The sequence below is a fragment of the Pseudodesulfovibrio sediminis genome (assembly GCF_020886695.1).
Classification (GTDB): Bacteria; Desulfobacterota; Desulfovibrionia; order Desulfovibrionales; family Desulfovibrionaceae; genus Pseudodesulfovibrio; species Pseudodesulfovibrio sediminis.
The window spans coordinates 1621029-1645764 of the sequence record NZ_AP024485.1; the positions used below are offsets into that span (position 1 = coordinate 1621029).

At 52.3% G+C, this 24736-nt stretch carries 27 protein-coding genes; 9 read left to right on the plus strand and 18 right to left on the minus strand.

Annotation, left to right across the window (positions count from 1 at the left end):
- Positions 1-127: 127 nt before the first annotated feature.
- The 3 genes from SRBAKS_RS07775 to SRBAKS_RS07785 are packed head-to-tail and all read right to left on the minus strand — an operon-like array spanning position 128 to position 3055.
- Positions 128-1057, minus strand: a complete 930-nt coding sequence (locus SRBAKS_RS07775; RefSeq protein ID WP_229595827.1) for a calcium/sodium antiporter — start codon at positions 1055-1057, stop codon at positions 128-130.
- A 9-nt stretch (positions 1058-1066) separates the two neighbouring features.
- Complete coding sequence (locus SRBAKS_RS07780) at positions 1067-2164, minus strand: adenine nucleotide alpha hydrolase family protein (RefSeq protein WP_229595829.1); 1098 nt, start codon at positions 2162-2164, stop codon at positions 1067-1069.
- Positions 2165-2170: 6 nt separating this feature from the next.
- On the minus strand, positions 2171-3055 hold the full coding sequence (locus tag SRBAKS_RS07785) for a substrate-binding periplasmic protein (RefSeq protein WP_229595831.1): 885 nt from the start codon (positions 3053-3055) through the stop codon (positions 2171-2173).
- A gap of 239 nt (positions 3056-3294) precedes the next feature.
- Here SRBAKS_RS07785 and recA point away from each other — a divergent pair, with 239 nt between their 5' ends.
- Positions 3295-4347, plus strand: a complete 1053-nt coding sequence (gene recA / locus SRBAKS_RS07790) for a recombinase RecA (protein WP_229595835.1) — start codon at positions 3295-3297, stop codon at positions 4345-4347.
- Between the two features lie 88 nt (positions 4348-4435).
- The gene (gene alaS, locus SRBAKS_RS07795) at positions 4436-7075 is read left to right on the plus strand and encodes an alanine--tRNA ligase (RefSeq protein WP_229595836.1); all 2640 of its coding nucleotides are present in this window, start codon (positions 4436-4438) and stop codon (positions 7073-7075) included.
- A 145-nt stretch (positions 7076-7220) separates the two neighbouring features.
- On the opposite strand, the gene SRBAKS_RS07800 is transcribed toward alaS, so the two are convergent.
- A complete protein-coding gene (locus SRBAKS_RS07800; RefSeq protein ID WP_229595837.1) occupies positions 7221-8372 on the minus strand; it encodes an aldo/keto reductase in 1152 nt (383 codons plus the stop codon).
- 122 nt (positions 8373-8494) lie between these two features.
- The gene (locus SRBAKS_RS07805; RefSeq protein ID WP_229595838.1) at positions 8495-9064 is read right to left on the minus strand and encodes a TetR/AcrR family transcriptional regulator; all 570 of its coding nucleotides are present in this window, start codon (positions 9062-9064) and stop codon (positions 8495-8497) included.
- A gap of 312 nt (positions 9065-9376) precedes the next feature.
- On the opposite strand from SRBAKS_RS07805, the gene rplM reads away from it, so the two are divergent.
- Together rplM and rpsI are read left to right on the plus strand one after the other, a co-directional pair.
- Positions 9377-9805, plus strand: coding sequence for a 50S ribosomal protein L13 (gene rplM / locus SRBAKS_RS07810; RefSeq protein WP_229595839.1), 429 nt, complete (start codon positions 9377-9379; stop codon positions 9803-9805).
- A 12-nt stretch (positions 9806-9817) separates the two neighbouring features.
- A complete protein-coding gene (gene rpsI, locus SRBAKS_RS07815) occupies positions 9818-10207 on the plus strand; it encodes a 30S ribosomal protein S9 (RefSeq protein WP_163809102.1) in 390 nt (129 codons plus the stop codon).
- Positions 10208-10497: 290 nt separating this feature from the next.
- Here the strand turns inward: rpsI and SRBAKS_RS07820 are convergent, their stop codons facing one another.
- Together SRBAKS_RS07820 and SRBAKS_RS07825 are read right to left on the minus strand one after the other, a co-directional pair.
- On the minus strand, positions 10498-11208 hold the full coding sequence (locus tag SRBAKS_RS07820; protein WP_229595840.1) for an SIMPL domain-containing protein: 711 nt from the start codon (positions 11206-11208) through the stop codon (positions 10498-10500).
- A gap of 102 nt (positions 11209-11310) precedes the next feature.
- Complete coding sequence (locus SRBAKS_RS07825; RefSeq protein ID WP_229595841.1) at positions 11311-12006, minus strand: hypothetical protein; 696 nt, start codon at positions 12004-12006, stop codon at positions 11311-11313.
- A gap of 267 nt (positions 12007-12273) precedes the next feature.
- On the opposite strand from SRBAKS_RS07825, the gene SRBAKS_RS07830 reads away from it, so the two are divergent.
- Positions 12274-13536, plus strand: coding sequence for a radical SAM family protein (locus SRBAKS_RS07830; protein ID WP_229595844.1), 1263 nt, complete (start codon positions 12274-12276; stop codon positions 13534-13536).
- 186 nt (positions 13537-13722) lie between these two features.
- Here the strand turns inward: SRBAKS_RS07830 and SRBAKS_RS07835 are convergent, their stop codons facing one another.
- From SRBAKS_RS07835 to purM, 3 genes are all read right to left on the minus strand, one after another.
- A complete protein-coding gene (locus SRBAKS_RS07835) occupies positions 13723-14091 on the minus strand; it encodes a DUF6331 family protein (RefSeq protein WP_229595845.1) in 369 nt (122 codons plus the stop codon).
- A gap of 132 nt (positions 14092-14223) precedes the next feature.
- Positions 14224-14643, minus strand: coding sequence for a rhodanese-related (seleno)protein (locus tag SRBAKS_RS07840; RefSeq protein ID WP_263577186.1), 420 nt, complete (start codon positions 14641-14643; stop codon positions 14224-14226).
- A gap of 172 nt (positions 14644-14815) precedes the next feature.
- Positions 14816-15877: a phosphoribosylformylglycinamidine cyclo-ligase gene (purM, locus tag SRBAKS_RS07845; RefSeq protein ID WP_229595849.1), complete on the minus strand. Its 1062-nt coding sequence runs from the start codon at positions 15875-15877 to the stop codon at positions 14816-14818.
- A gap of 157 nt (positions 15878-16034) precedes the next feature.
- Here purM and SRBAKS_RS07850 point away from each other — a divergent pair, with 157 nt between their 5' ends.
- Both SRBAKS_RS07850 and amrS read left to right on the plus strand, forming a co-directional pair.
- Positions 16035-16340, plus strand: a complete 306-nt coding sequence (locus tag SRBAKS_RS07850) for a hypothetical protein (protein ID WP_229595851.1) — start codon at positions 16035-16037, stop codon at positions 16338-16340.
- A gap of 50 nt (positions 16341-16390) precedes the next feature.
- The gene (amrS, locus tag SRBAKS_RS07855) at positions 16391-17410 is read left to right on the plus strand and encodes an AmmeMemoRadiSam system radical SAM enzyme (RefSeq protein ID WP_229595853.1); all 1020 of its coding nucleotides are present in this window, start codon (positions 16391-16393) and stop codon (positions 17408-17410) included.
- A 415-nt stretch (positions 17411-17825) separates the two neighbouring features.
- Here amrS and SRBAKS_RS07860 read toward each other — a convergent pair whose 3' ends face one another.
- Genes SRBAKS_RS07860 through SRBAKS_RS07875 form a run of 4 tightly spaced genes read right to left on the minus strand, consistent with a single transcriptional unit; the run spans position 17826 to position 18880 of the window.
- The gene (locus SRBAKS_RS07860) at positions 17826-18182 is read right to left on the minus strand and encodes a hypothetical protein (RefSeq protein WP_229595855.1); all 357 of its coding nucleotides are present in this window, start codon (positions 18180-18182) and stop codon (positions 17826-17828) included.
- Entirely contained in the window at positions 18175-18318 is a 144-nt protein-coding gene (locus SRBAKS_RS07865) for a hypothetical protein (RefSeq protein WP_229595857.1), read from the minus strand. The genes SRBAKS_RS07860 and SRBAKS_RS07865 overlap by 8 nt, the downstream gene beginning before the upstream one ends.
- 14 nt (positions 18319-18332) lie before the next feature.
- On the minus strand, positions 18333-18488 hold the full coding sequence (locus tag SRBAKS_RS07870) for a hypothetical protein (protein ID WP_229595859.1): 156 nt from the start codon (positions 18486-18488) through the stop codon (positions 18333-18335).
- Complete coding sequence (locus tag SRBAKS_RS07875; protein ID WP_229595860.1) at positions 18488-18880, minus strand: hypothetical protein; 393 nt, start codon at positions 18878-18880, stop codon at positions 18488-18490. Before SRBAKS_RS07875 ends, SRBAKS_RS07870 begins: the two co-directional genes overlap by 1 nt.
- A gap of 101 nt (positions 18881-18981) precedes the next feature.
- Here SRBAKS_RS07875 and SRBAKS_RS07880 point away from each other — a divergent pair, with 101 nt between their 5' ends.
- On the plus strand, positions 18982-19170 hold the full coding sequence (locus SRBAKS_RS07880) for a hypothetical protein (protein ID WP_229595865.1): 189 nt from the start codon (positions 18982-18984) through the stop codon (positions 19168-19170).
- Between the two features lie 246 nt (positions 19171-19416).
- Here the strand turns inward: SRBAKS_RS07880 and SRBAKS_RS07885 are convergent, their stop codons facing one another.
- A complete protein-coding gene (locus tag SRBAKS_RS07885; RefSeq protein ID WP_229595867.1) occupies positions 19417-21057 on the minus strand; it encodes a hypothetical protein in 1641 nt (546 codons plus the stop codon).
- Positions 21058-21562: 505 nt separating this feature from the next.
- Between SRBAKS_RS07885 and SRBAKS_RS07890 the strand changes: the two genes are divergently transcribed.
- On the plus strand, positions 21563-22591 hold the full coding sequence (locus tag SRBAKS_RS07890) for a hypothetical protein (protein WP_229595868.1): 1029 nt from the start codon (positions 21563-21565) through the stop codon (positions 22589-22591).
- A gap of 61 nt (positions 22592-22652) precedes the next feature.
- On the opposite strand, the gene SRBAKS_RS07895 is transcribed toward SRBAKS_RS07890, so the two are convergent.
- The 3 genes from SRBAKS_RS07895 to SRBAKS_RS07905 form a co-directional block, all read right to left on the minus strand.
- Positions 22653-23210 (minus strand): recombinase family protein, encoded by a 558-nt coding sequence (locus tag SRBAKS_RS07895; protein ID WP_229595870.1) that lies wholly within the window; start codon positions 23208-23210, stop codon positions 22653-22655.
- Positions 23211-23545: 335 nt separating this feature from the next.
- Positions 23546-24442, minus strand: coding sequence for a reverse transcriptase family protein (locus tag SRBAKS_RS07900; RefSeq protein ID WP_229595872.1), 897 nt, complete (start codon positions 24440-24442; stop codon positions 23546-23548).
- Positions 24408-24719, minus strand: coding sequence for a helix-turn-helix domain-containing protein (locus SRBAKS_RS07905; protein WP_229595874.1), 312 nt, complete (start codon positions 24717-24719; stop codon positions 24408-24410). The genes SRBAKS_RS07900 and SRBAKS_RS07905 overlap by 35 nt, the downstream gene beginning before the upstream one ends.
- Positions 24720-24736 lie beyond the last annotated feature (17 nt).

Consider the following 24736-nt stretch of genomic DNA (forward strand, 5'->3'; position numbering starts at 1 on the left):
ATGTCACAAATGCACCGCAGAGGGGAATGGTTCCAGGTGGTACAAACGTAAAAAAACAAGCGTCACTCCCTGCATGGGTGGTGACGCTTGCTAAAACAAACTCGATTGATTTTGGTGTAATCAGACGCTAGGCCATGAAGTCGTGCGCCCAGCGCAACAGGTTGATACCGATGAGGAGTGCGCCCTCCAGACGGGAAACCCGCCATCCGGTACGCAACAGCACGAGCACCAGCCCGACCATGCCCACAAGGATGAACAGACCGGAGGAAGCCTCGGGAGAGACAGGAAGCGGCTTGAGCAGACAGGTCAGCCCGAGTACGCCCGCGAAGTTGAAGAAGTCCGATCCGATGAGGTTGCCGAGCAGCATCTCGTTCTTGCCTTTGACCGAAGCAGCCAGACAGGTGACCAGTTCCGGCAGGCTGGTTCCGGCGGCAACAATGGTCACACCGATCACCCATGAGGAGACACCAAGCTCCGTGGCAATGGACGTGGCTGCGGAAACCATGAGGTGCCCGCCAAGGGCAATGGCCACGAACCCGCCGACCAGCAGGAGCGCGTCCAGCCAGGAGGCGGTCTTTCCCTTCAACTCCTCCAGTTCCTCTTCCCCCACACTCTCTCGGTTCATGCCGAGATACCCCAGATAAGCAATGAGCAGGATCATGAGCGCGCCGCCGAACAGCCGTCCCAGCTCGCCCGTATAGGACACGGCCAGTATGGCCGCGGTGGTCAGAAACAGGAGCACCCCGTCACGGTAAACGATGGTCTTGTTGGACTGAAGCGGTTTGATCATGGCCATGAGGCCGAGGATGAAACCGAGGTTGAAAATATTGGACCCCACGACATTGGACAGCGAAATATCATTGTGCCCACGGAGCGCTGCATTGATGGTCACCAGAAACTCCGGAGCGGAGGTGCCGAGCGCCACGATGGTCAGGCCGATGACAAGCTCGGAAACATTGAACCTGCGGGCGATGAGGGCGGCGGATGTCACGATCCAGTTGGCACCGAACCACAACAACAACGCGGACGCACAGAAAGTGAGGATATCAAGAGTCATTGTGAACCTTTATATCATGGACACGTTTGGTGCAAGCGAGGCCTCACGTTCAGCCTTGGCCTTTTTCCATTCTTTCACGAGTTCGGGTTTGGGTTCGGCCCAGGGCAACAGATTCTCGCGGGTGGGCACGACTTCGATGATGTCCGTTTCGCCCCCGCGCGTCACCGTGACCCGGATCTTCTCACCAGTGGTTTCACAGTGCTTGCGCGCCTTGCCGGAATAGGAGGCGACAAGGGCCGCGGCATCGAGAATGGAGGCACTTTCCCAATCCCCTTCCACTGGACGACAGACGGCAAGTGGACCGGGGAAACCGGCCAGCTTGAGCACGTAATCCGTGGGTTCCACACAGGCTGCGATCTGGTCGTTGTCTTCGGCAGTCCGGCCAAAGGTCAACCAGTGCGCACCGGCCCAGTATTGCCGTCCGGCGCGGGCCAGAGAAAAATCACTGGGCGAAGGACGATGCCTATACGTGAGCAGTTTGACAAACCGGGCCGCGCCGGTCGCCTCGGTTAGGCAGCAACCGCCTGCCGGAGTGGGAATCTCCGTGAATCCGTAGTGCTCGGCCAGCGCCATTTGCGGCTTGCGGCCACGCCCGGCCCAGTCGTGAAGCCTGTCCCGATCCACCAAACCGGACTCTTCCATGGGAGTGGGATTGAGATTCTTTGCCGACAGGGGGCGCAGCAGAATATCACGGACCCGCGCCCGTTTGGAAATGAGATTGAGAGCATCAGGCCGCTGGCTCATGGGACGCTGCCCGACCACTTCGCCCGAGATGAGAAAGGTGGCTCCGTATTCCGGGAGCAGCTCCACGGCACGGGAGAGCATGGTGATCTTGCAGTCGATGCACGGGTTGAGCCATTTGCCGAACCCCTGCGAGGGGCCGTCGAGCATCATGTCCACGAATTTCTGTCGTACATCCACAGCCACCACTTCAATACCGTAATGCTCCCGCCAAAACGGGATACGGTCCTGATGGCCGAAGAAAGGGGTCACAAAGTGCAGGCCAAGGACGTGCAGCCCCTGATCCATGACTGTCCGCATGGCCAGAATGGAGTCCAGACCGCCGGACAGCAGCGCGAGTGCGTCATAGTGTTTTCGTTCCGTCATGGGCGGTCAATTATGGTAGATCCTCTCCAAGGGCAAGGTATTTACGCCCCGTGGAACAATTCTGGCCGGAGATCTCTTCTGTTTCTGACCGATGAGCGTTTCGAGTTCCTGATTGAACCGAGTCAGAAAGGGTTCGGCTTTCCACCCTCTTTGGACAAAATATTCCCGAGAAATAGGCGCGTTGAAATACCGGACGGCACCGACTGGTCGAGGACAGGCGGACACATTGTCGAATCGGGGAGCGTATCGTGTCTTGAGATACTCACCTAGACGACGCTCGCAAATGAACATGTCGGTGCGCCCTACCTGCACCATCTCGAAGTGGCGCACCTCGGGGTTCACATTGGCGACCATATTCACGTCGAAGAGTCTGCTTTCCACGGCCTTGTCCCATGCCGGTCCATAGATATAGCCATTGGACACCCCGATGCGTTTTCCCTTGAGATCCTCAACGCGCTCCCAGCATGCCGAACTGGAAGAGTCGAGCTTCCACAGCACGGACTGCACCTGATACATCGGCGCGGAGAAATGCAGGTAGGCCTGTCGTTCTTCGGTTATTGAACAGGGGAGCATAATCGGTATCTGTCCGAGTTTCAGGGATTCCAGACACCGCGTAATGGGCATGATGACAAATTTCGGTTCAAATCCCATGGCCCGCAGTATGGAGCGCATGGCTTCCACGGTCTCGCCCGTGAACTCTCCCGAATCACTGATGTATGACGCCGGGGGATAGATGAAAGCAGCGACATCAATGATTTTCCGTTTTTTCGTCGCTGGAAACGGGACAGTACAATCAGGCAGTGCGCTTTGGGCAACGGCTGACCCGATCATGAATCCCAAAGCGAGAATGACTGACAACAGGCATGACAGGATGTTCGATCTCGATCGCATATGACTCCGCACAGGTTTTCGACTTTGATCGCAAGGTATCCCATTCGCGACAACAGGGTCAATTATTCTCTGCTGAAACAGAAAGAAGCCTTTCTCGCACCCCCTCTGCCACTGCGCGAATTCCTCGCCGGGACACGTCCGTTTTACCATATAATATGAGTGTTGCCCGCAGGAGAGGTATCTGGTATCCAAACGTGTTGCTCGATTGTTGCCGCCTGTGAATCCTGGAGGACAAGTACATGGCACGAAAAGCTGTTGATCCCGAAACCCTGCGCAAAGAGGCGCTTGGCACAGCTCTGACTACTATTGAACGCAAGTTCGGCAAAGGCTCGATCATGCGTATGGACGGCGAAGCGTCACACTCCATCCCCGCCATTCCCACCGGCTCCATCGGTCTGGACATGGCGCTTGGAATCGGTGGTGTGCCGCGCGGTCGCGTTATAGAAATTTACGGCCCGGAGTCTTCGGGTAAGACGACCCTTGCCCTGCACATCATTGCAGAAGCCCAGAAGGCAGGCGGCAATGCCGCATTCGTGGATGCCGAGCACGCGCTCGACCCCGGATATGCCAAAAGGCTCGGCGTCAAAACCGACGACCTGCTCATCTCTCAGCCAGACTACGGCGAACAGGCTCTGGAGATCTCTGATCTGCTGGTGCGCTCCGGTGCACTGGACGTTATCGTCATCGACTCCGTTGCCGCCCTCATCCCACAGGCCGAGCTCGAAGGACAGATGGGCGAGACACAGGTTGGCGGCCAGGCCAGGCTCATGTCGCATGCGCTCAGAAAACTGACCGGCACCATCCACAAATCCAACTGCGTGGTCATCTTCATCAACCAGATCCGCATGAAGATCGGCATGACCGGCTACGGTAACCCAGAGACCACCTCGGGTGGTAACGCGCTCAAGTTCTATGCGTCCTGCCGACTCGACATCCGCCGTATCCAGACGCTGAAGGACAAGGACGAAGCATACGGCATCCGTGCCCGCATCAAGGTCGTCAAGAACAAGGTCGCTCCGCCCTTCAGGCAGGCCCTTGTGGACGTCCTCTACGGCCAGGGTATTTCCCGCATGGGCGAGATCATCGACATGGGCGTGGAGCATGGCATCATCGAAAAATCCGGCTCCTGGTTCGCCTTTGGTTCGGAAAAACTCGGCCAGGGCAAGGAGAATGTCCGCGCCCTGTTGCAGGACAACCCGGACATCGCCCAGGCAATCGAAGACAAATTGATGACCCATCTTGGTTATACAAATGGCATCAAGGACGAAGAAGTCGGGGACGCCGGCGAATAAACTGTTTTTAGCCCGGATAAAGCGCCTCGGGGAATAATCCTGAGGCGCTTTTGTCTGGAGATTATCATTTTTTGGAGATTTTTTTACGATGAAAGCTGCTGAAATCCGTCAACGGTTCCTGGAATATTTCGAAAAGAACAGTCATTCCATAGTGGAGTCCTCGCCTTTGACTCCCAAGGATGACCCGACCCTGCTCTTTACCAACGCGGGCATGGTCCAGTTCAAGAAACTCTTTCTGGGACAGGAAAAACGTGACTACGTCCGGGCCACCACCAGTCAGAAATGCCTGCGCGTAGGCGGCAAGCACAACGACCTGGAAAATGTGGGCCGCACCGCTCGCCACCACACCTTCTTCGAAATGCTCGGCAACTTCTCCTTTGGGGACTACTTCAAGGAAGACGCCATCAAGTTCTGCTGGGAGTTCCTGACCGAAGAACTGAAGCTGGACAAGGAGCGTCTCTATATTACTATTTATAAGGACGACGACGAAGCAGGCGAGCTGTGGAAGAAGGTTGCCGGAGTCCCCTCCGAACGTATTTTCAAACTGGGCGAGAAGGACAATTTTTGGTCCATGGGCGACACCGGCCCCTGCGGTCCCTGCTCCGAAGTCCACTTCGACCAGGGCGAGGAAGTCGGCTGCGGCCCCAACTGCGGCATCGGCAAATGTGACTGCGACCGCTACCTGGAAATCTGGAACCTCGTGTTCATGCAGTACGATCAGGCCGAGGACGGCACCCGCACCGACCTGCCCCGTCCTTCCATTGATACTGGCATGGGCCTTGAGCGCATCGCTGCCGTGGCACAGGGTGTGGCCTCCAACTACGAGACCGACCTGTTCCAGTCCATCATCCAGTATACCGCTGATCTGGCTGGCGTGAAATACCGCGAGTCCGAAGAGATCGACACCGCACTCCAGGTCATCGCCGACCACTCCCGCGCCATCGCTTTCCTCATTCCCGACCAGGTGCTCCCGTCCAACGAGGGCCGTGGCTACATCCTGCGCCGCCTCATCCGTCGCGCCTACCGCTTCGGCAAACTCATGGGCCTCGAAGGTTCCTTCCTCTGGAAGACCGCCTCCAAGGTCGTTGAGGACATGGGGTCCCACTACGCAGAGCTGGAAGAGACCAAACAGTTCATGATCGAAGTGGTTCAGGGCGAGGAAGAAGGCTTTGCCAAGACCCTGGACAAAGGCCTTGAAATGCTCGAACTGGAACTCGCCGAACTCAAGAAGGCCGGCAAGGCTATCGTTCCCGGCGAGACCACCTTCAAGCTCTACGACACATACGGATTCCCCATCGACATCGTGCGCGACATCGCTGAGCAGCACGGCCTGGATGTGGATGAAAACGAATTCGACAAATTCATGCAGGAGCAGAAGACCCGCTCCAAAGCTGCCTGGAAAGGCTCCGGCGAAAAAGACGTGGCCTCGGTTTTCCAGACCCTTCTGGAGCAGGACGTCACCTCCGAATTCTCCGGGTACGAGACCATGGCCGATCAATCCGAGGTCACCTATGTGCTGACCCTGGACGGCGAGGTCGTGGACGCGCTGGCCGAAGGCACCACCGGTTGGCTGGTCGCGGCCACCACGCCCTTCTATGGCGAATCCGGCGGACAGATGGGCGACACCGGCTCCATTGCCGCCAGCAACGGCAAGGCCGACGTCCTCGACACGGTCAAGCCCTCACAAAATCTCACGGCACACAAGGTCCTGATCACCGAAGGTGCGCTCAAGGCAGGTGACGCCGTTTTCCTGAACGTGGATCGCGGTCAGCGTCTGGCAACCCAGCGCAACCACACGGTCACCCACCTGCTTCACGCAGCACTCCAAAAAGTGTTGGGCGATCACGCCAAGCAGGCCGGTTCGCTGGTCGGCCCGGATCGTCTGCGTTTCGACTTCACCCACATCAAGGGTCTCTCCCCGGAAGAACTCGCCGAGGTGGAAGCCATCGTGAACCAGAACGTGCTCGACGCCATCCCCGTGGACCGCACCGTCATGTCCATCAAGGAAGCACAGGCCAAGGGCGCAACCGCCCTGTTCGGCGAGAAATACGGCGACACCGTCTCCGTCATCGAGGTTCCGGGCGTGTCCATGGAATTCTGCGGCGGCACCCATCTGGAGAACACCGGCATCGCCGGATCGTTCGTCATCATCAGCGAAGCCGGCGTGGCCGCGGGCATTCGTCGTATAGAGGCCGCCACCGGCGGCAACGCGGTCGCCTACCTCAACGAACGACGCGCAGCCGCTGCCGAGGCCGGAGCCATGCTCAAGGCCCAGCCTGCCGAACTGCCCAAGAAAATCAAAGACCTCCAGAAGCAGGTCAAGGACATGGCCAAGGAGATGAAATCTCTCCAGGCCAAGCTCGCCTCCGGCGCAGGCCGCGACATGATGAGCGAAATGGAAGAGATCAACGGCGTCAAGGTACTGGCCGTACAGCTTGAGGCCCCGAACATGGGCGTCATGCTCGAACAGATGGACGCCCTGCGCTCCAAGATCGATTCCGGCATCATCTGCCTGGTGGCCGGTCATGGCGAAGACAAGGTCTCCGTGGCCCTGGCCGTGACCAAGGACCTCCATGACCGCTTCAAGGCCGGCGACCTGATCAAGGCCGTGGCCGGTGAAGTCGGCGGAAGCGGCGGTGGCCGCCCCGACCTGGCCCGTGCCGGTGGTTCCAATCCGGCAGGCATCCCCAACGCCATAGCCAAAATCAAGGAACTGGTCGCAGGCTAACGCACGGACGACTCCCTAAAAAAACAATCCCCCCGCACCAATCGGTACGGGGGGATTTCTCTTTCATGCCTGTTGGTAGAGACTGTTCAATGGTTCTCGATCCCCTGCCCATCGCCGACGGTGTGGCCTCCCCACGACGATGGCCCTAGTCGTCATCCCCTTCCATGTCGGCGGCGACTTCGGCCAGCCGCTCGGGGATGTTGATGCCCTGCGGACATTTCTTGAGACACTCGCCGCAGCCCACGCACTGGGAGGCCAGACCGGGTTTGCCGCCAAGGATGCCGCCATTGAAGACCTTGTAGAATCGGCTGGCCGACGGGTCCTTGAACGTATGCTTGGAATTATAGGTCTCGAAACAGGTGGGGATGTTGACCCCCACCGGACACGGCACGCAATACTGGCAACCGGTGCACGGCACCATCATCACCCGACGAAACTCGGCGGCGGCCTCTTCCACCAGCGCGACCTCGGCTTGCGTCAGGGAATCGGCTTCAGCCGCTGAAGCGATACGCAGGTTCTCGTCGATGTGTTCGGTGTTGTTCATGCCCGAAAGGACAACGGTCACTTCGGGCTGGTTCCAGAGCCAGCGGAACCCCCACTCGGCAGGGGTGCGTTTGGTTTCGGCCTTGTCCCAGATATCCTTGACCGAGGGCGGAGGCGTTTTGCCCAGATTCCCCCCGCGCAGTGGTTCCATGATCATCACGGCCATGTCCTTTGAGGCCGCGTACTGCAGCCCGGGGGTGCCAGCCTGGTTGCCGGTATCAAGATAGTTGTACTGAATCTGGCAAAAGGTCCAATCGTACCCGTCCACAATGGTGGAGAAGTCTTCGGTCGCTCCGTGGAAGGAGAACCCGGCATTGCGGATTTTACCACTCGCAAGGGCAGTATCCAAAAAGGTCTGCACACCCTTGGCCTGGAGCTTTTCCCAGGAGGGACCGCTCAGGGCATGAATAAGGTAATAGTCGATGTAATCCGTACGCAGCCGCTCAAGCTGATCATCGAGCAGCCGAAGCATGTGGTCGCTGTCTTCGGTCAGCCAGTGCGGCAACTTGGTGGCAAGCTTGATTTGGTCACGGATCCCGTTGCGTTCGATGACTCTGCCGATGAAAAGCTCGCTCTTGCCTTCATGGTACGGATAGGCGGTGTCAAAATAATTGATGCCCTTTGCCAGCCCGTCCAGCACCTGTTGCTCGGCCAAAGCCTCATCGATCTCGTCGCCGTCCGTGGGCAGACGCATGAGTCCATAGCCCAAGGCGGAAAGCATCTCGCCGTTTTTCGATACTTTTCTATACTGCATATGAAAACCCTTTTGCATTGAATGGTTATTTCCTGTTCTTGAAACGCGGAGGCGCACGTATCCCCTGCTCCACCGGCTTCTCATCATATTGAATGATCGTTCAATCTTATTCAAAAAAAAATTTAAAGCCGAATAGCCTCCCAAAGCGACTCCACCACACGCTCGACCACTTCATCCGTCAGTTCCAACTGGCCGGTCTTCTGCCGCTGCACCAAGGCGCTGGGGACATCCACGGCAAAGGCACCGAGCACGGCCGGGGGCAGATCCTTGATAATCCGCTCCTCTTTGGCTCGATCGTAGAGTGTCGACACGGGACGATAATAGCTCGCTCCCCGCGCCTGCACCTCCGGGGTGAAGTACGGTGAATACATGAACTGGGTCATGAACCCGGTCACTTCGGGATTGTTCAGAAAAAATAGGATCATCTTACCCCAAAGCTGACGAATCTGCGTCCGCAACGGGCTGTCAGGATCATGGTTCTCCAACTGGGCCGCGACAACGCGCTGTTTCAGCTCCAGATACAACTCGGTGATGAGTTCATCCTTGTTCTTGAAGTAGTGATAGATGATTCCCGCGCTGACCCCTGCCCGCGCCGCGACCTTGGATATGGACGTGCCATGAAACCCGTTATCGGAAACGAGTGACAGGGTCGCCAGCAGAATGGCCGTTTTCTTGTCGTCTACCTTCGTCATATTTTTACCGCCACAAGATTGAACGATCATTCAACCTTTCACACCTGCACCCGTGTGTCAATGCTCATCCGAAGAGGTCCTGTACCCAAGAGACAGGGCATAAAAAGCTTGTGCAGCATTGGGTTTTCATGTAGGTACCTTTTCCCAGTCGTGACCACCGGCGTTGTTTGGGCACTCCCCGTTACACCCGCCTGAACGCGTTATGTTGTTGGAATAACGACTGATAATACAGAAATTGCCTGGCCGACACGTGGGCTCGAAGCCCAAGATCGTCGTGTCGGCAGATGTTTGCTTTTTTTTAAGGAGCTTTTTATGAAGACATATAGCCCGAAGCCGGAAGACGCGAACCGCGAATGGTTCATCGTCGACGCCACGGACAAGATTCTGGGTCGCCTCTGCACCGAGATCACCACACGTCTGCGCGGCAAGCACAAGCCTGAATTCGCCCCCCACATGGACATGGGCGACTTCGTGATTGTCATTAACGCCGACAAGATCAAAGTGACCGGTCAGAAACTCGACAAAAAAATGTACTACAAGCACACCAACCATCCCGGCGGCCTGAAAGAGAAGACTCTGCGTCAGATGTTGGAAATCAAGCCTGAAAATGTCATCACTGCCGCAGTGAAAGGCATGCTGCCCAAGAACAAGATCGCAGCCGCTCAGCTCAAGAAGCTGAAGGTCTACGCAGGTTCCGAGCATCCGCACGCAGCCCAGGCACCCAAAACTTTGGATATTTAATCGGGGATTATCATGAGCGATTTCACTTACTCTACTGGTAAACGTAAGAACGCCATCTCCCGTACCCGTCTCTACGCTGGTACCGGGCAGATCACCGTCAACGGTCGTCCTTTCGAGGATTACTTCCCCCGCAAGACCCTGCAGATGGTCGTGCAGCAGCCCCTGAAGCTGGTCAAGATGCTCGATAAGTTCGACATCAAGGCCAACTGCTCCGGCGGCGGCGTGTCCGGTCAGGCCGAGGCTCTGCGCCACGGCATTTCCCGCGCCCTCTGCGAGATCGACCCTGAACTCCGCGCCGTTCTGAAGCCCGCCGGTCTCCTGACCCGCGATGCTCGTAAGAAAGAGCGTAAAAAGTACGGTCTCCGCGGCGCACGCGCCAGCTTCCAGTTCTCCAAGCGTTAAGCCGCTTACCTGGAACACAGACTCTACAAGGTCGGTACCCATTGGGTGCCGACCTTTTCACGTTGGCCAATATGCATCGCCTCATTCGATGCTGCTACGCACGGTGCCCATTCGTCCTGGGCCACAGTGCCTTGCAACGTTGCTCCCTCGCACACGACACTGCGTGAGCATCCGTTGGTGGATGCCCCCCCCGGGGAGAACCGTCTCCTCTGGACAGACGAGCCAACGCCCCAATCAAAAAAGGCCGGCGCCCTTGTGGGTGCCGGCCTTTTTGGTTGGTGGTATAGGGATTAATCTTCGAGGATATAGTCGATGGTGGTGACCACACGGACCCGCTTGACCTCTGGGGTATACTGGTCGCGATCCTGCAGACTGAAATAGCCTTGGGTGGCGCGACGGATGGTGCCGACATGGGAACCTGAATCCTCGGCAAACTGCTTGGCCGCGCTGCGGGCGTTGCGCGTGGCCTCGGCGATCATGTCCGGCTTGATCTCATTGAGACCGGTAAAGGCGAAGGTGGGCTGAAATTCATAGTTCTGCACCAGCATGACTCCCTGTGAGACCAGGTTGCCTGCCATGGACATGGCCTTCTTGACGGTGGCGATATCCTTGGAACGTACGGTCAGGACTGCCTGCGCCTGATAGCGCTGGGCAACATGTTGATCCGGACGATACAACTGATTGTCCTGAATGCGGGGAGCGGCATCCATAATCTCGGCTGATCCGAGCCCCTGCTGTTCAAGAAAGGCGATGATCTGTTTACGGGACTGCTTGATCCCGGCATCGACTTCGACAAGCGTATTGCCCCCTGCGCTGAAACTGATGGGCCACATGGCAAGGTCTGCCGGAACTTCACGCTCGGCCAGACCCTTGACCGTCACATAACGGTCCATGGCCTTGAAATCCACCAGGGCGTTCCCGAGTATCCAGCAACCGCCAATGAGACCGATAGCCAGAACAATGGCTGCGGGTAACGGCCAGACAGTACATTTATTTTCCACGGCGTCTCTCCTTTGTGCCATATCATCTATACATATCATCTATACATATCATCTATATGGATGACAGCCATAACACATGCAACATGTAAAATCCAGCCAGTCCTATTTCCTATGAATATGATATGTTTCCCGCCCTGCCTCATGACAATCAATACGGGACGGCTTGCCGGTCTTACTCCTGTTGTGATCGGGCATTTCCTTGAGAACATGGACCTTTGGAGGGTGCGCCCCCTTGTCCTTGAGTTGCAGGACAGGGGCTGCCGGAATCCTGCGCCGGATCACGGCCTTGGGACGGTGCCCCTTGCGACCGATTATCCTGACGGAAGTCACACCATATATGAGGCGATCAGGTTCATACCGAATGACCCGCTCCAGCTCCGCACTCATGGGTGTCATGGAAGTAATACGACCGCCGTTTTCGCTGATCGTCACATACACCCTGTTTCCCGTATGCGGATAAAAATAGGTCGCGCCGCCGACCATGACATTGGCCCGCTGTGCCCGAGTATCTAACGACAGGCAGGAGCCGGTGAAAATTCTCGGAGTTCCGCCAGTGAGCGCGTATTCCAGCCTGAACGTGGCAACCTTGGATGTGGCCCGCGGACCGACATGGCCGACATCCACATTGACGATAGTGGCGATGGCCTTGATGCGGGAATGGCGTGACGCCTGGGCATAGGTTTCAGGAGGCATGAGCGCCTGCGCGCTCCCGACAGCCAGACAAACCAGTGTCAGCAGTGTCCCGATCATGATTGCCGAACAATACAACCGAGTGCATTTATTTGATTCTGTGTGCATCAATTCGTCTCCAAAGCTTGCAGTAAAACACGCATAAAGCCATGTTTTCAACAGGTTAAAAGGCCATCATGGTCGATCGCCCCGACACTCCCCCTGTAATCTGCAAACCCTGTTCCCAAAGCCCCGGAGCTTGCCGAGTCTCAGCATCCCTGCTCCGCATGCGCAGCCTTTTGCTGCATTATTGCGCGCTCTTGTGATCGGCATAATCGTATTTCAATGAATACTTTCTTGCCCAAATGTGTATTTTTCCATTAGGGTGCTCTAATTATGTCATCCAAAAAGAAACCACAGCCAAAGATGTTATTTGCCAACTCGGATGGTGAGATATTCGACCACCCGGACTTGCTGCTCATGGTAAGGCGAGGGGACGAATACGGCCTGCCGAGGCCGGACGAGATCACGCCCCTGCCTGCTGAAAGCGAATTTTTCATGCTTCCAGGCCGTCATGCCATGGGCTACAGCCAGGAGAACGGACAGGTTGAGGTCATGGAAGAACTCGCAGTGGCCGCTTTTTCCAGCCCCGGCTACACCGTCACCGGTGTTGCGGCGTACGAATCCGACGAAGACGCTCCTGTGCTCCCCCTCCTTTCCTATGGTGCCATTGGCTATGCCGAAGGCAAGTTCTGGGTTTGCGCCAAGAAAGTGGACAGTGACAAGCGGCAGGTATTCAAACATATCCCGCCCGACCGCGTCGAGGCTGGCGCCCACAAACTCATAGCCGAAATGCCGGAAAACAGGCTGGTCAATCACCTGGCCGGGTGCGCCCTGACCAGCGGATGCCCGGCGGCGAAGAACCTGGCCTTGGGTCGCTTCGAGTGCCCGCTGCCGACAGCCAGAACCTGCAACGCCCGTTGTATCGGCTGCATTTCGGAACAACCGGACGACTCCGCCTTTCCGTCTCCCCAGTGCCGTATCGCGTTCACGCCTACCGTGAACGAAATCGTGGAGGTCATGCGCCGCCATGAATCCCGCGAACGCCACCCTATTTTTTCCTTTGGTCAGGGATGTGAGGGAGAACCTCTCACCGAAACGGAGCTTATCTGCGACGCGGTCAAGGAATACCGCTCAGACGGCGGCACAGGGACGATCAACGTCAACACCAACGCGTCCAAGCCCGGTGTCATGCCCGCCCTGAAAGTGGCTGGCGTCAACTCCATCCGTGTGAGCATGAACTCTGCCCGCCCGGATGTGTACGCGGCTTATTACAGACCCAAGGGGTATTCGTTTGAAGATGTGCGCGAGGCCATTTGCAAAGCCCATGAGGTCGGCCTGTTCATCTCGCTGAACCTGTTCTATTTCCCTGGCATCACGGATACCGAAGAGGAACTCAGCGCCCTTATCGAGCTGGGAGAAACAGGCAGATACGATCTCATCCAGCTGCGCAACCTCAACCTCGACCCGGAGCTGTATCTTCAGCTCCTGAAACCCTTTGGCCATTCACCGAGCATGGGCTTCATGAACTTCAAGAAACGCCTGAGCAAGGCCCTGCCCTGGATCAAATACGGGTATTTCAATCCCTATCTCGGATAACAACGACACAAAAAAGCCGCCTCAGGGCGAGCCGTTCAGCAAAGGTGTGGACTTTCAACATTCTTATACCATGAATCCCCCGCCCCGTAGGGGTTGGGGGATTCTGTATTCCCAGCAAGATTTCTTGCCAGAAAAAAATGCATCATATCTTTTAGATAGATGCGCGCCGACTCATGCTAGCCATACTTAAAACTGAACACATGATTTTATATGCGCTAAAAGCGCCAAGAATGTTTTTTTATCTGCATAGTTATTCAAACGATCACTCACGACTATGGTGGTTTCTAGGGCTTCAATGTCACTGATAGCATTACTCAGCGTTTCGTGCAGTTCATTCAAGTCCATACCAGTAGCTGCGGAGACGATGGCATTTGGATAGAAATCAAACGCATCAAAGCCACAACATTCAGCTACGCAATGCTGTTCCAAGGCTTCCCAAAGTGGAAATAATTTTACCAATAAAGAATCAACTTGGACTGCCTCGCCTTGCCGATCTGCCAGGTCAATGAATTCTATCCAACTGGATTCGCCAATAGGTATGTCATCTTTATTCATTATTAAACTCATTTAGAACTAAGCGGGTCAGGATATTACAATAACTGGAAACAACTGTCACTTTAGGCGGTTCGACATAGTAACAAAAGCCCACACCTATGCTGAACGCCTTGGCCTCAGGGCGGCTTTTTTTTATAATGAACGCATTGATTTCAATTGGGTCGGATACCCTTCAACTTCCCAATTGTGCCACCCGCCCTTGAGAGCGTAGACATGGGAGAACCCGGCTTTGATCAACTGCAACGCCACACTGGCGCTGGTGTGCTCCTCGTTTCAGGCACAGTAAAGAACAATGGTCTTGTCCCTGGGCAGCTCTGCAGACCAGACCCTTGCCGTATACGGAGACCGGCGCAGGGCGTTCCTGATCATGACCTCACTCGTGTTCCAGTCACCCTCACGACGGACATCAATGATAATGACTTCCGGCGAATCCAGTTTGGTCAGCAGTTCGGCTGCCTCCATGCGGGGCACTGTATCCTCGGCCACGGCGTGTATCGCACAGGCCAGTATGAACAAACCACACAGGAGCACCGCCGCCATTCTTTTCTTCATGCAGGCCTCCTTATCGATCGTTGACAAACGCCGGACAGGATTCTCTGCACAAGTGAAAACCCCATCCATACCAACAGTAGATCAAAAAGAGGCGCAGTCCTCAAGAAAAAACCCACCACAGCGCCCTGAAAAGGCCGTGGTGGGTGATGAAAACGTGGTGAATCTTTTTTTGTTAGGGGAAGGTGATTTCCACCTGCTCGCCTGTGCCTTCACGTTTGCTGATCTCGCCGATGCGATAGGCGTCCACATCTTCGCGGGCGTCGAGCATTTCCAAGGCTTTGTCAGCGTTTTCGCCATCCACGATAAGGATATAGCCAACGCCGCAGTTGAAGATCTGAAGCATTTCCGGCCAGGAGAGCTTGCCCTGCGTCTTGAGCCAGTCGAAAATGGGCAGCATGGCCCAGGAGCCGAACTGGATATCCGCCTTGACGTCGTCAGGCAGGACACGCGGGATATTGTCGTAGAACCCGCCGCCAGTGACATGGACCATGCCCTTGATGGTCATGGCTTCCATGAGTTCCAGCACGGGTTTGACGTAGAGTTTGGTCGGCTTGATGAGGACTTCGGCCACGGTCTCGTCCGTACCGGGGAAGGTGTCATCCTGTTGCAGACCGGACTCGCCGAGAATCTTGCGAATGAGCGACCAGCCATTGGAGTGCGCCCCGGAGGCACCCAGCCCGATAAGTACGTCGCCAGCCGAAATATCCTTGCCGGTAACCATCTTGGGAGTGTCCACCATACCTACGGCGAACCCGGAGAGGTCATACTCGCCGTCCGGGTAGAAGCCGGGCATCTCGGCGGTCTCTCCGCCAAGCAGGGCACAGGCGGACTGACGGCATCCTTCGCAGACACCGGACACGACCTGCTCGGCCACGCCGCTCTCCAGCTTGCCGGTGGCAAAGTAATCAAGAAAAAACAGTGGGGTTGCGCCCTGAACCAGAACGTCATTGACGGACATGGCCACCAGATCAATACCCACGGTGTCATGTTTGTCGAACATGAAGGCGAGCTTGAGCTTGGTACCCACGCCATCGGCGCCTGCCACGAGCATGGGGGCTTCCATGCCAGCGATTTCGGGCTTGAACAATCCGCCGAATCCGCCGATCTCCGTTGCCACACCGGGCGTGAAGGTGGATTTGACCATATTCTTGATGCGGCTGACAAACTCATTGCCTGCTTCGATATTCACACCGGCTGCGGTGTATGCCTGGGAACGTTTGGCGCTGTCGCTCATGTAACTCTCCATGAAGTGCGTTTGTGATGGAAGGTTTATAGATGGTTGATCGTCGGAGTTCAAGGACCAAATGCACGGTCCGGCAATTGCATTGCCAACTCACGGATTGATGGGTATATTCATACAGTAAAAAAACAGATTTGCCATGGAGGAAACCATGCGCCATTTCAACATCATAGCTCTTATCGGGACCCTTGTCCTTTTTTTGACAGTAGCTCCCGGCCTGGCTGGAAACAAATTCAAGAATGAGGATACAGCCAAAAATCGCCAGGATAATGTGTTCGGCACGGAACAGGATGAAACCACCGGCACCACCACCCTTGAAAAAAATGAACAAGGTGATACTATCCTGAAGCACAAGGGTGCTGAAAAGGAGGAAGTCGACTGGTATGAAAAAATGGACGGCACATTGGGAAAACAATTGGATATCAATGTAGACTCCAACGATTACCACACACCCTGACAAAGCTCACACGCTGTTTCTGAACACCATGCCTTTCAAGAGGTTCTGACATGCATGAAGCGAGACTTTGGAAGTCCATAGGCCGCGACATTGTCGCATGCCGTCTGTGTAATCATTATTGCGCCATCAAATCCGGCCGTTGCGGAAAGTGCGGCGTACGCGAAAACCGCAACGGCACCCTCTACACACTGAATTACGAAAAAGTCGCGGCCATGAACCTCGACCCTATTGAAAAAAAACCACTCTACCATTTCCAGCCCGGTACCAAGACATTCTCCTTTGCCACCATGGGCTGCAACATGAGTTGCTCGTTCTGTCAGAACTGGTCGCTCTCCCAGTCTCCACTGGACGGCGATGCCATCAAGGGCCAACCCCTCTCCCCGGAGCAACTGGTCAGTGAAGCCCTCAGGCTCGACGCGGATTCAATTGCCTACACATACTCGGAACCGACTGTTTTCTTTGAACTCATGCAGGACACGGCCAAACTGGCAAAAGAACACGGTCTCAAAAACATCATGGTTTCCAACGGGTTCATGTCCACCGAATGCCTGGAGGAACTGGCCAATCTCATTGACGCCATCAACGTGGACCTCAAATGTTTTACGCCGGAGTTCTACCATCAGATTTCAGGAGGCCGTCTGGAACCGGTCCTGGATAACCTCAAAAGAATAAAGCACGACCTCAAATGGTGGTTGGAAGTGACGACTCTGCTCATCCCCGGAAAAAACGACTCCCCGGAAGAACTGGACCAGCTCACGGATTTCCTGGCCAACGAGGTCGGCACCGACACACCGTGGCATATCTCCCGTTTTCACCCGAACTACCGCATGACCGATGCCCCGCCGACCTCGGGGGATTCATTGGACATGGCCTACAACATGGGTAAATCCAAGGGACTGCAATACGTCTACATAGGTAATATGCCTGGCCTGGACCGACAGAACACCCTCTGCCCCGGTTGCGGAGAACTCCTCATCGAGCGCAGCGGGTTCGGCATGACCAAATCAAACCTGCACAACGGCAAATGTACCAAGTGCGGCCACACGATCCCCGGTGTGGACATGGGCTAACCAGGCGCATGGTCCGGCACGAGCCCCCACTGCCAGACACCAGGCGGCCATTCCCCTTTGTGTCCGCCTGCTGCCGGTATGCGCTCTGCCGTTCCGACAACCGATCAGCGCACAACAAAAAAGCAGATCGAGCGCATTGCTCGATCTGCTTATTGCTTTTCTGGTCGGGGCGAAGAGATTTGAACTCCCGGCATCAATGCCGCAGGCCGTCCACAAAGCAGGCTATGCTACAAACCCGCGCAATACATGTCATATTTGTGGAAGCAGTTTTAAATTTGATTCGGGTCTTGAATCAGTAATTAGTATCTAGTGTAACAGTCTGGTGTAACACTTTCAAGCTTGGATAAGGTTGGTGGTCGAGTCCACGAAAAGCCCATCCCCGAAGGAATGAGCCAAACAACAAATCCAATTGGAGTTAATCGGAAATTTTCCTGAGTTCTGCAATAACCTCTGCCGTTGTCATGGGTGGATTATCGGGTGCCTCAAGTGCCTTAGTGAAATCGCCGTCACTATTGAAACCACTATTTGCCCTGAATTGCATGTAATCCCGCAAGCTCGCCACATCGTCTGAAATATCCATGAGTTTCCTAAGTGATTGGAGCCGAGCATATGACGCACCCTTTTGATAAAATGATTGGAATTTCGATTCAAAATCATCGTTAGTGATATCGAGGAGGTCCAAGCAATTCGCTATGGGCAACCCAACGAAGCCAAAATCAAAGGCCACTTGCTCTTGTTCGTTCATGTTAAGTTCTTCAATTAATTTACTCATCTTCTGCCTCTAATTGCCTGATCTTCTCTTTGATTTCGGCCATTTTGTGATTCATGACCAGCAGGGTGATAACGGTGGACGGGTCCCGGTACTCCTCAAGGGCCTCACGTACCCACATCGGTACTTTAATCTTCATTTCTGTATATTCCATTATATCTTAACCTCGTAGTATTTTGATTTTTTTTGGGGTTCTTGGAGTGCGTCCTTCAAGACAAGATCGCTGACGTACTGCGACATGTTCGGATACTGGCGAAGAATTTTGTAAACCTCTTGACTGACCGAGATGTGCAGGCGTTTCTTTTCCATTATTTCGCCTCCTGCGCGTGGTAGAGGTCCGAAAGTGTCTGCTGACGTTGGTTTTTGATTGAAGCCATTGCCCCTGAAAGATCGTGTTGTGCAATATACCCGTGGACTCCATTCCCGTACTGGTGCCGAGTGATTATCCATTCCTTGGGCTTGCACTCGATTTCTAGAAAGCACTGCTCATGAGGACTTTGAAGAATCACGTGGTTCCCGAACTCGCTTCGAATGGTCGTGTCCCTGCCTAGCTGTATGTCGTAGTACTCTTTGTCGGAGATACTGCGGGTCTTGCGCCAATCGTAAGAACCTTGTTGCTTGTAGTAGAGGTTGCTCCATTCCACTTTCCAATCACCGACCTTTCTGCCTTTGTCGTTTATTACATTGCCTGATTGTTGCATTGTATTTGTCCTTATTCCTGATTTTATTGTTATTTATACTTATAAATAAGGAAAACGTGGGAATAGACACACATACTGACCCACAAGTGAGGAATATGGATATGAAAATAGAACAGGCTTTGGAGAGACTAGGGAAAATGTTTGATGCTGTACGCCGTGGTGAAAATGGCTTTCGTGAATACCTTGAGAAGAACCCCACGTCTGCGGATGGCTCCGATGGACCGTTTATGAAATTCGTTCAGACCGGGGATATTGAGAAAGGAAAGTTCCGATATAACTGGGACGATTAGGTTAGAAATCTAGCGGTAAATTTTTTATCATTGCTGCTAGTCCCAATATGAGCCGTGATCGGTTCAGGATTGCTTGTAGGGCGATTTTGAGCGAGCTGCGGCTCTTTGTTTGCTGTAGTAGGCACAATTCTTCTGTGTTGATTCTGAAAAGGAAAAGCCCCCGACTAGCGAGGGCAAAGGAGTGTCTGACCCACTACAAGAAAAATGGGTCGAACTTTTTGAATCTATTAGTATTTATATAACTGGTTAACTTACTTTGATTCGTGCGAATCGTCCCGCCTCACGTAGATCATCGGTATCTAGGACCGGGAATTTTTCGTCACCATGCCCGCCCTTAATATTAGTTTGCGCCCACTCATGCCCAAGGTAGGCCGCTGGGTTGATGCCACGTCTCACTTCTTCGGAAATCTTTTTGTTCTCGGCCTGAACGTCTTTGTTCTGGTTAGCCTGGTTGTACACCTCATGGGAAAAACCAAGGCGGCAACCGATTTTTTTTCTGATATGTTCGGATAGCATCTCAAGGGTGGACGGCTCAGTGGCTGCGTGCCTTGGAAAAATTACGCAATCATGAATCTGGTATACTTCGTCGATACCCTTGCTTCTAAGGAAGCGAATCATTTCAATCCTGATCTGGCGTTCAACTGCTTCATAGATGCGGAACATTGTACGGTCTTTTCTGCTTCGACCTCTGCCGCCTTTAATACGCTTGCTATCACCGAGTTTGATCACCTCATCAATCATTTCTGGCAAGTCACGAAGGAGGAGGGTGCCAATACGGAAATTCGGGTTTTCGTTGGTTGTACGATCGTACCATCTATCAAGCAATATCTTCCTGACAAGATTGCATTCTTTGGATAATTTATTAGCAAGGATTCGGGCCATTTTTTTTGTCTTTGGTGGCTTATCCTTACAATATTTTCGAATCACATTGCTACCGGGAGCAACCGTGAGCTGCAAGATGATGAGCTTGGCATCAACTATGTCAACGTTGAAAGTCTTGGCGAACAACGCGCGAACTTTGTTCTTCTCCATACTCGTCCCGGTGAGCTTGTGGAGCATAGGAAGGTCTTTCCTGATTTTATCGTAGTCCGGTTCATACCACTTTTTTCGGCTGTCCAAGGATATCAGCCACAGGAAGGTGGATTGCATGGCGGCGTTGATATCTACCTCGATGTAATCCGCGAATACACGTTTACGCATAACGCGCTTGAGTTGTCCCACAACGGTATAATCGCGCCCGATTTCGTTTAGTCCATGCTCCCAGCCAGAGCTAATGAAATTCTTGAAGTAAAAAAAATCTTCGTCTTGATATATGACTTGTCGAATAAGATATATAACCTGAAAATTATGGAACTTATTGAATAGAAAGACTTCCTTTCTGAAAATTTTCCTGTTTATCCTGAGATGCATAGCTGAATTAAATTCAAAATCGCTAGGAACCGCAGGGATGGTGTAATCTGCCTCGTTTATGTGGTGTATCCTTGTTTTTGAGAATCCACATGCCCGTAGAAGGTTCCGGTTCGCCATGGCAAGGATGATAATCAAGTCAAGATGGAAGCGATACCAACGACAATACCCATTTTTTTCTTTCCCCCATGCGTTGTTAGCGTGATAGGTGCTGCCTTCATCTTCGGCTTCATCCAAGAAGTACGAGAAGTACTTCCCGATTTTGTTCTGTTTAAAATTCGCTAGGAGTTTATATTTGATGTGATAGGTATACCCTGTCAAGCCGAAACCTGTGGTGTTCTTAGGATTCCTATATGCAAAATCTAAAATGTTGTTAAGTTGCCGAATAAATCCATTGAGATTTCGCTTTGTGATATTCTGTTTCAACCAGGGATCACCTTTGATTTTTCCCCCTATGAATTCTTTTACTGCCTCTGCCATGCACTTACCGTAGTAAGTACTTTCGTATTTCTTGTATTGTTTATCTCTCATACATTTATTTATAAAGTTAGACACTTCAATATAACTATAAATGGGCATTTTGAAGGACTTTTTTAAAATAAATGCATTTTTTATTAAGTTAGACACATAATAGGGTAAAAATATACAAATCTTACATTCTCAACTAGTTCAGAAATTTCAGATAACAGTTGATTCAGGTAATTCAGAAATCCAGATAACAGAAAATTCAGAAGTAAATCTCTTCCAAAAAAAAATTGACCCTATGATTTTCGTGTAACGATAAATCAGGGTTCTTTTTTTTGAGGAGGAAGAGATTTACTTTAGAAAATCATAAAATTAATGAACTACTATTTGAGCCAAATAATAAATTGAGTTGTGATATAGTGTTAACACTAGTTAAAATACTGACACTATCATGCATTGATATTCATTTTTCATTGAATTCTATTGATAAATACTAGTAAAAAGGAGAATTCAAAACAAAATGAATTATTTAACTACAGTTGACGCAGCTGATAGATACTACCAAATTATACCACAGCATTACAGAATCACTCACGGCGTGAAGTTCTTTTCACCGCACATCCTCACTCACTTCCACGTTTTAACACACCGGAACAGTATCACGGACCTCGATACCCTTATGCATGACCTTGAGGCACTTCAAGACAAGCCAACTTTAGCCGTTGTCAGAGGCACGCTGAGAGGGACCCAAGAGGAAGCCGATAGTGTCGGACTCAGCACCCTACAGGACACCCCACAGAATTGGATATGCGTCCCGATAGATGGCCTTGATATCCCCAGAGCACTTTCCGAACTTCCTTCATATGAAATTGCCCGGAACCTAGTAGACAATCATTTCCCAGAGGAATTCCACCATGCCCGCTTCATTCTTCAACACCGAGGATTGGCTGGCTATGACTTCGACTGGTCCGAATTTCACGCGAATCTGTTCTTCTGGAACGAAACACCGATCACATCCCGTGAAGTACTCAGATACTTCGACAAGAACACCCCTATGTATGGAATCGACCCCTTGCACAAGCCTATCGTGAAGCTAGAGGAAATCGGTCACCACATAAGAATCATCACCGCTAACCCGGAATACGAAGATATTAACAACCCGGACCTTGCAGAGCCTCTTTATCCCGAACTTGACCCTGTTCTTGCCCGTGGAGAGAAGCGCGTCCAGATGATCGAAGGCACCAAGGCCCATATCAATCTAGATATCCCCGAAATCGAATACGACAATGAATTTTTCCGTTCCCGCGTTTTCAAAAAAGCCCTGTATGCTAAGTCCAAAGGAACCCTGAATCACTATGACTTAAAGGAAATGGGGTATGCTCTTCGGAACTTGGGTTTAGGAGTAGAGTCGGTAAGGTTCACTCTCAACAAATGCGGTCACCCAAAATCAGCATTTACTAACAAAGACCTACGGGCAATATACGGGGACCCCGACCCACGCCCAGAACTCGGAAAGGACACTCTCCTCAAATTCGCCGGAATCATATAACGAAGAAACCCACCCAGCTTATGGCCAGGTGGGTCTTTTCTTGTCTCTATGGTCAAATCGACTAAAACGATACCTTCACACGTTGAACCGTCTTCGTGCTACAGCCTAACTTCCGAGAAATTGCGGCTTGGCTCATACCTTCATCAAGCATCCCCTTGATTGTATCCTTGTCGAAGCTCGCCTTCCTCCCTGCGTACTTCTCAGGATTATCCCGCTTGGCCTTCGCTATCCCGGCTGCTTGGCGTTCCTTGCGAAGATTCGTTTCAAATTCAGCGAAAACACCCAACAGTTGCAGGAAAGCCGTACCCGTTGAAGTGCTGGTGTCAATTTTCTGGTCCAAAATCTCCAAGTGCGCTCCCTTGGTCTTCAAGAGGTCCACGATCTTCAGGAGGTCGTGCATGTCACGGGCCAGCCTATCCAGTTTCCAGACTACCAGTTTATCGCCTTCCTCGACACTCTCCAAAAGTAAGTCCAGCTTGTCCCGGCCTTTCATGGAAGTACCACTGACCTTTTCCGAGCGAATCACAGCATTGGGGTAAGCCTTTCTAATTGCCTCCTCCTGCATGGTTGCATCTTGGTCCAGAGTGGAAACACGGCAGTATGCGAAAATAGTGGACATGGACTTACTCCTTTTTGTCTATGTGGACATTACGGTTTAAACCATAACGACTGACTTGGACAACTGCAAGCAGAAAAACCCTATTGTCCAGAAAATGTCCACTCCCCAACAGGGTATACCCTATTGTCCACAGTGGGCAGAAATAAAGGAAGAGCAAGCTGTTACTGCCTTGTAATGTCGAGGATCGTTTAGGTCTGGGTTGGTAGAAAAGTTAGATCGAATCGTCTTAGGTACATAAGGAGAGGCAATGAGGGAAAAGAGTCCCATTCAATAACGTACACACTCTCTCACAAATAATTATCATTTTTCCAAGAAACAACAGAGAGCAAAGGCCATCACCTAGTCTTAACCATCTTAATGTACTGATCTTTTCCAACGACTCTACTTTCTTCTTTCTTAATTTCACTGGGAGTCATGTATTCTTCAAACAGTTCTAACTGGTGTTTCTGAGCACGGACTGATCGTTTGTAATCCCTTGAAACCCTAATCTTCTTATTATTCACGTTGACTCCAGTGACCAGTTTCCCATTCATTGGAGTGAAGAGTTCTTCTTTTCCTTCATTCAGCTTCAGCCCAAATGATTCTACTATTTCTTTGGCTTTGAGCATGAATTCTTCAGGAATAACTCTACCTGAAAAAGTAAGATCATCAATGAATCGTGTGTAAACTACATTATGAGCATCTGAAAGGTTACCCAGTCTTACATCTAAAGGCTGACACAGAATATTGGCTAATACAGGACTTGTTGGAGACCCTGTTGGTAGTTTGTATTTGTATGTTGTCAGCTTGGACAGCACACCTGCGACAGGAGGAGAGCACTGCAATTGTTGAATAAACAGCTCATAAATACGTCTTGAAGAAATAGAAGGGAAGAAGGAGCTAAAGTCCAAGCAATAAACAAAGGGAGCAGCCGCATGTTGCTTTGCATTATCTACGTGGCATCTTTTCTTTACTGCCCCATAAGCTGCGGGATGTAACTCAAATTTACTTAAATGCCTCAGAATTGCAGATTGAATCCTGCGCAATGGAGCAGACGGCACGGAAAGGACTCTGGCAGAACCATCTTTCTTTGTGATTTCCTTCTTCCTATAAAAGCTAGGAATACTTTCACAAACTTCATTCAAATGGTCGAGGGAATAGCCAAGGATTCTGGCTAATGAGTTCGGACTTTTAAGTCCAATTAAAGGGCAAACTTCATCATGCGGCGTCACAAGAAATTGTTTCCATTTCATAAGTGATTATTGAAAACATATTCTTCTGAAGCTTAATAAAGTCTCCTCGTTCTTTGTCTGAAAGTTCTACAGGAACTTCACTTGCTACAATGTAAATCAACTCTTTCGAAACTCCTATCAATACAGCAAGAGCTTCTATGAGCTTTGCACTCATTGTCTTCTTACCACTCTCTACGAGAGATAAGTAGTTCTGAGAGATACCCAAGCAACCTGCCATGTAACCTTGAGAAAGGCCTTGGCTTGCCCGAATAGTTTTAATCAATTTGCCGATCGTCATATGTAATCCTAGTAGGT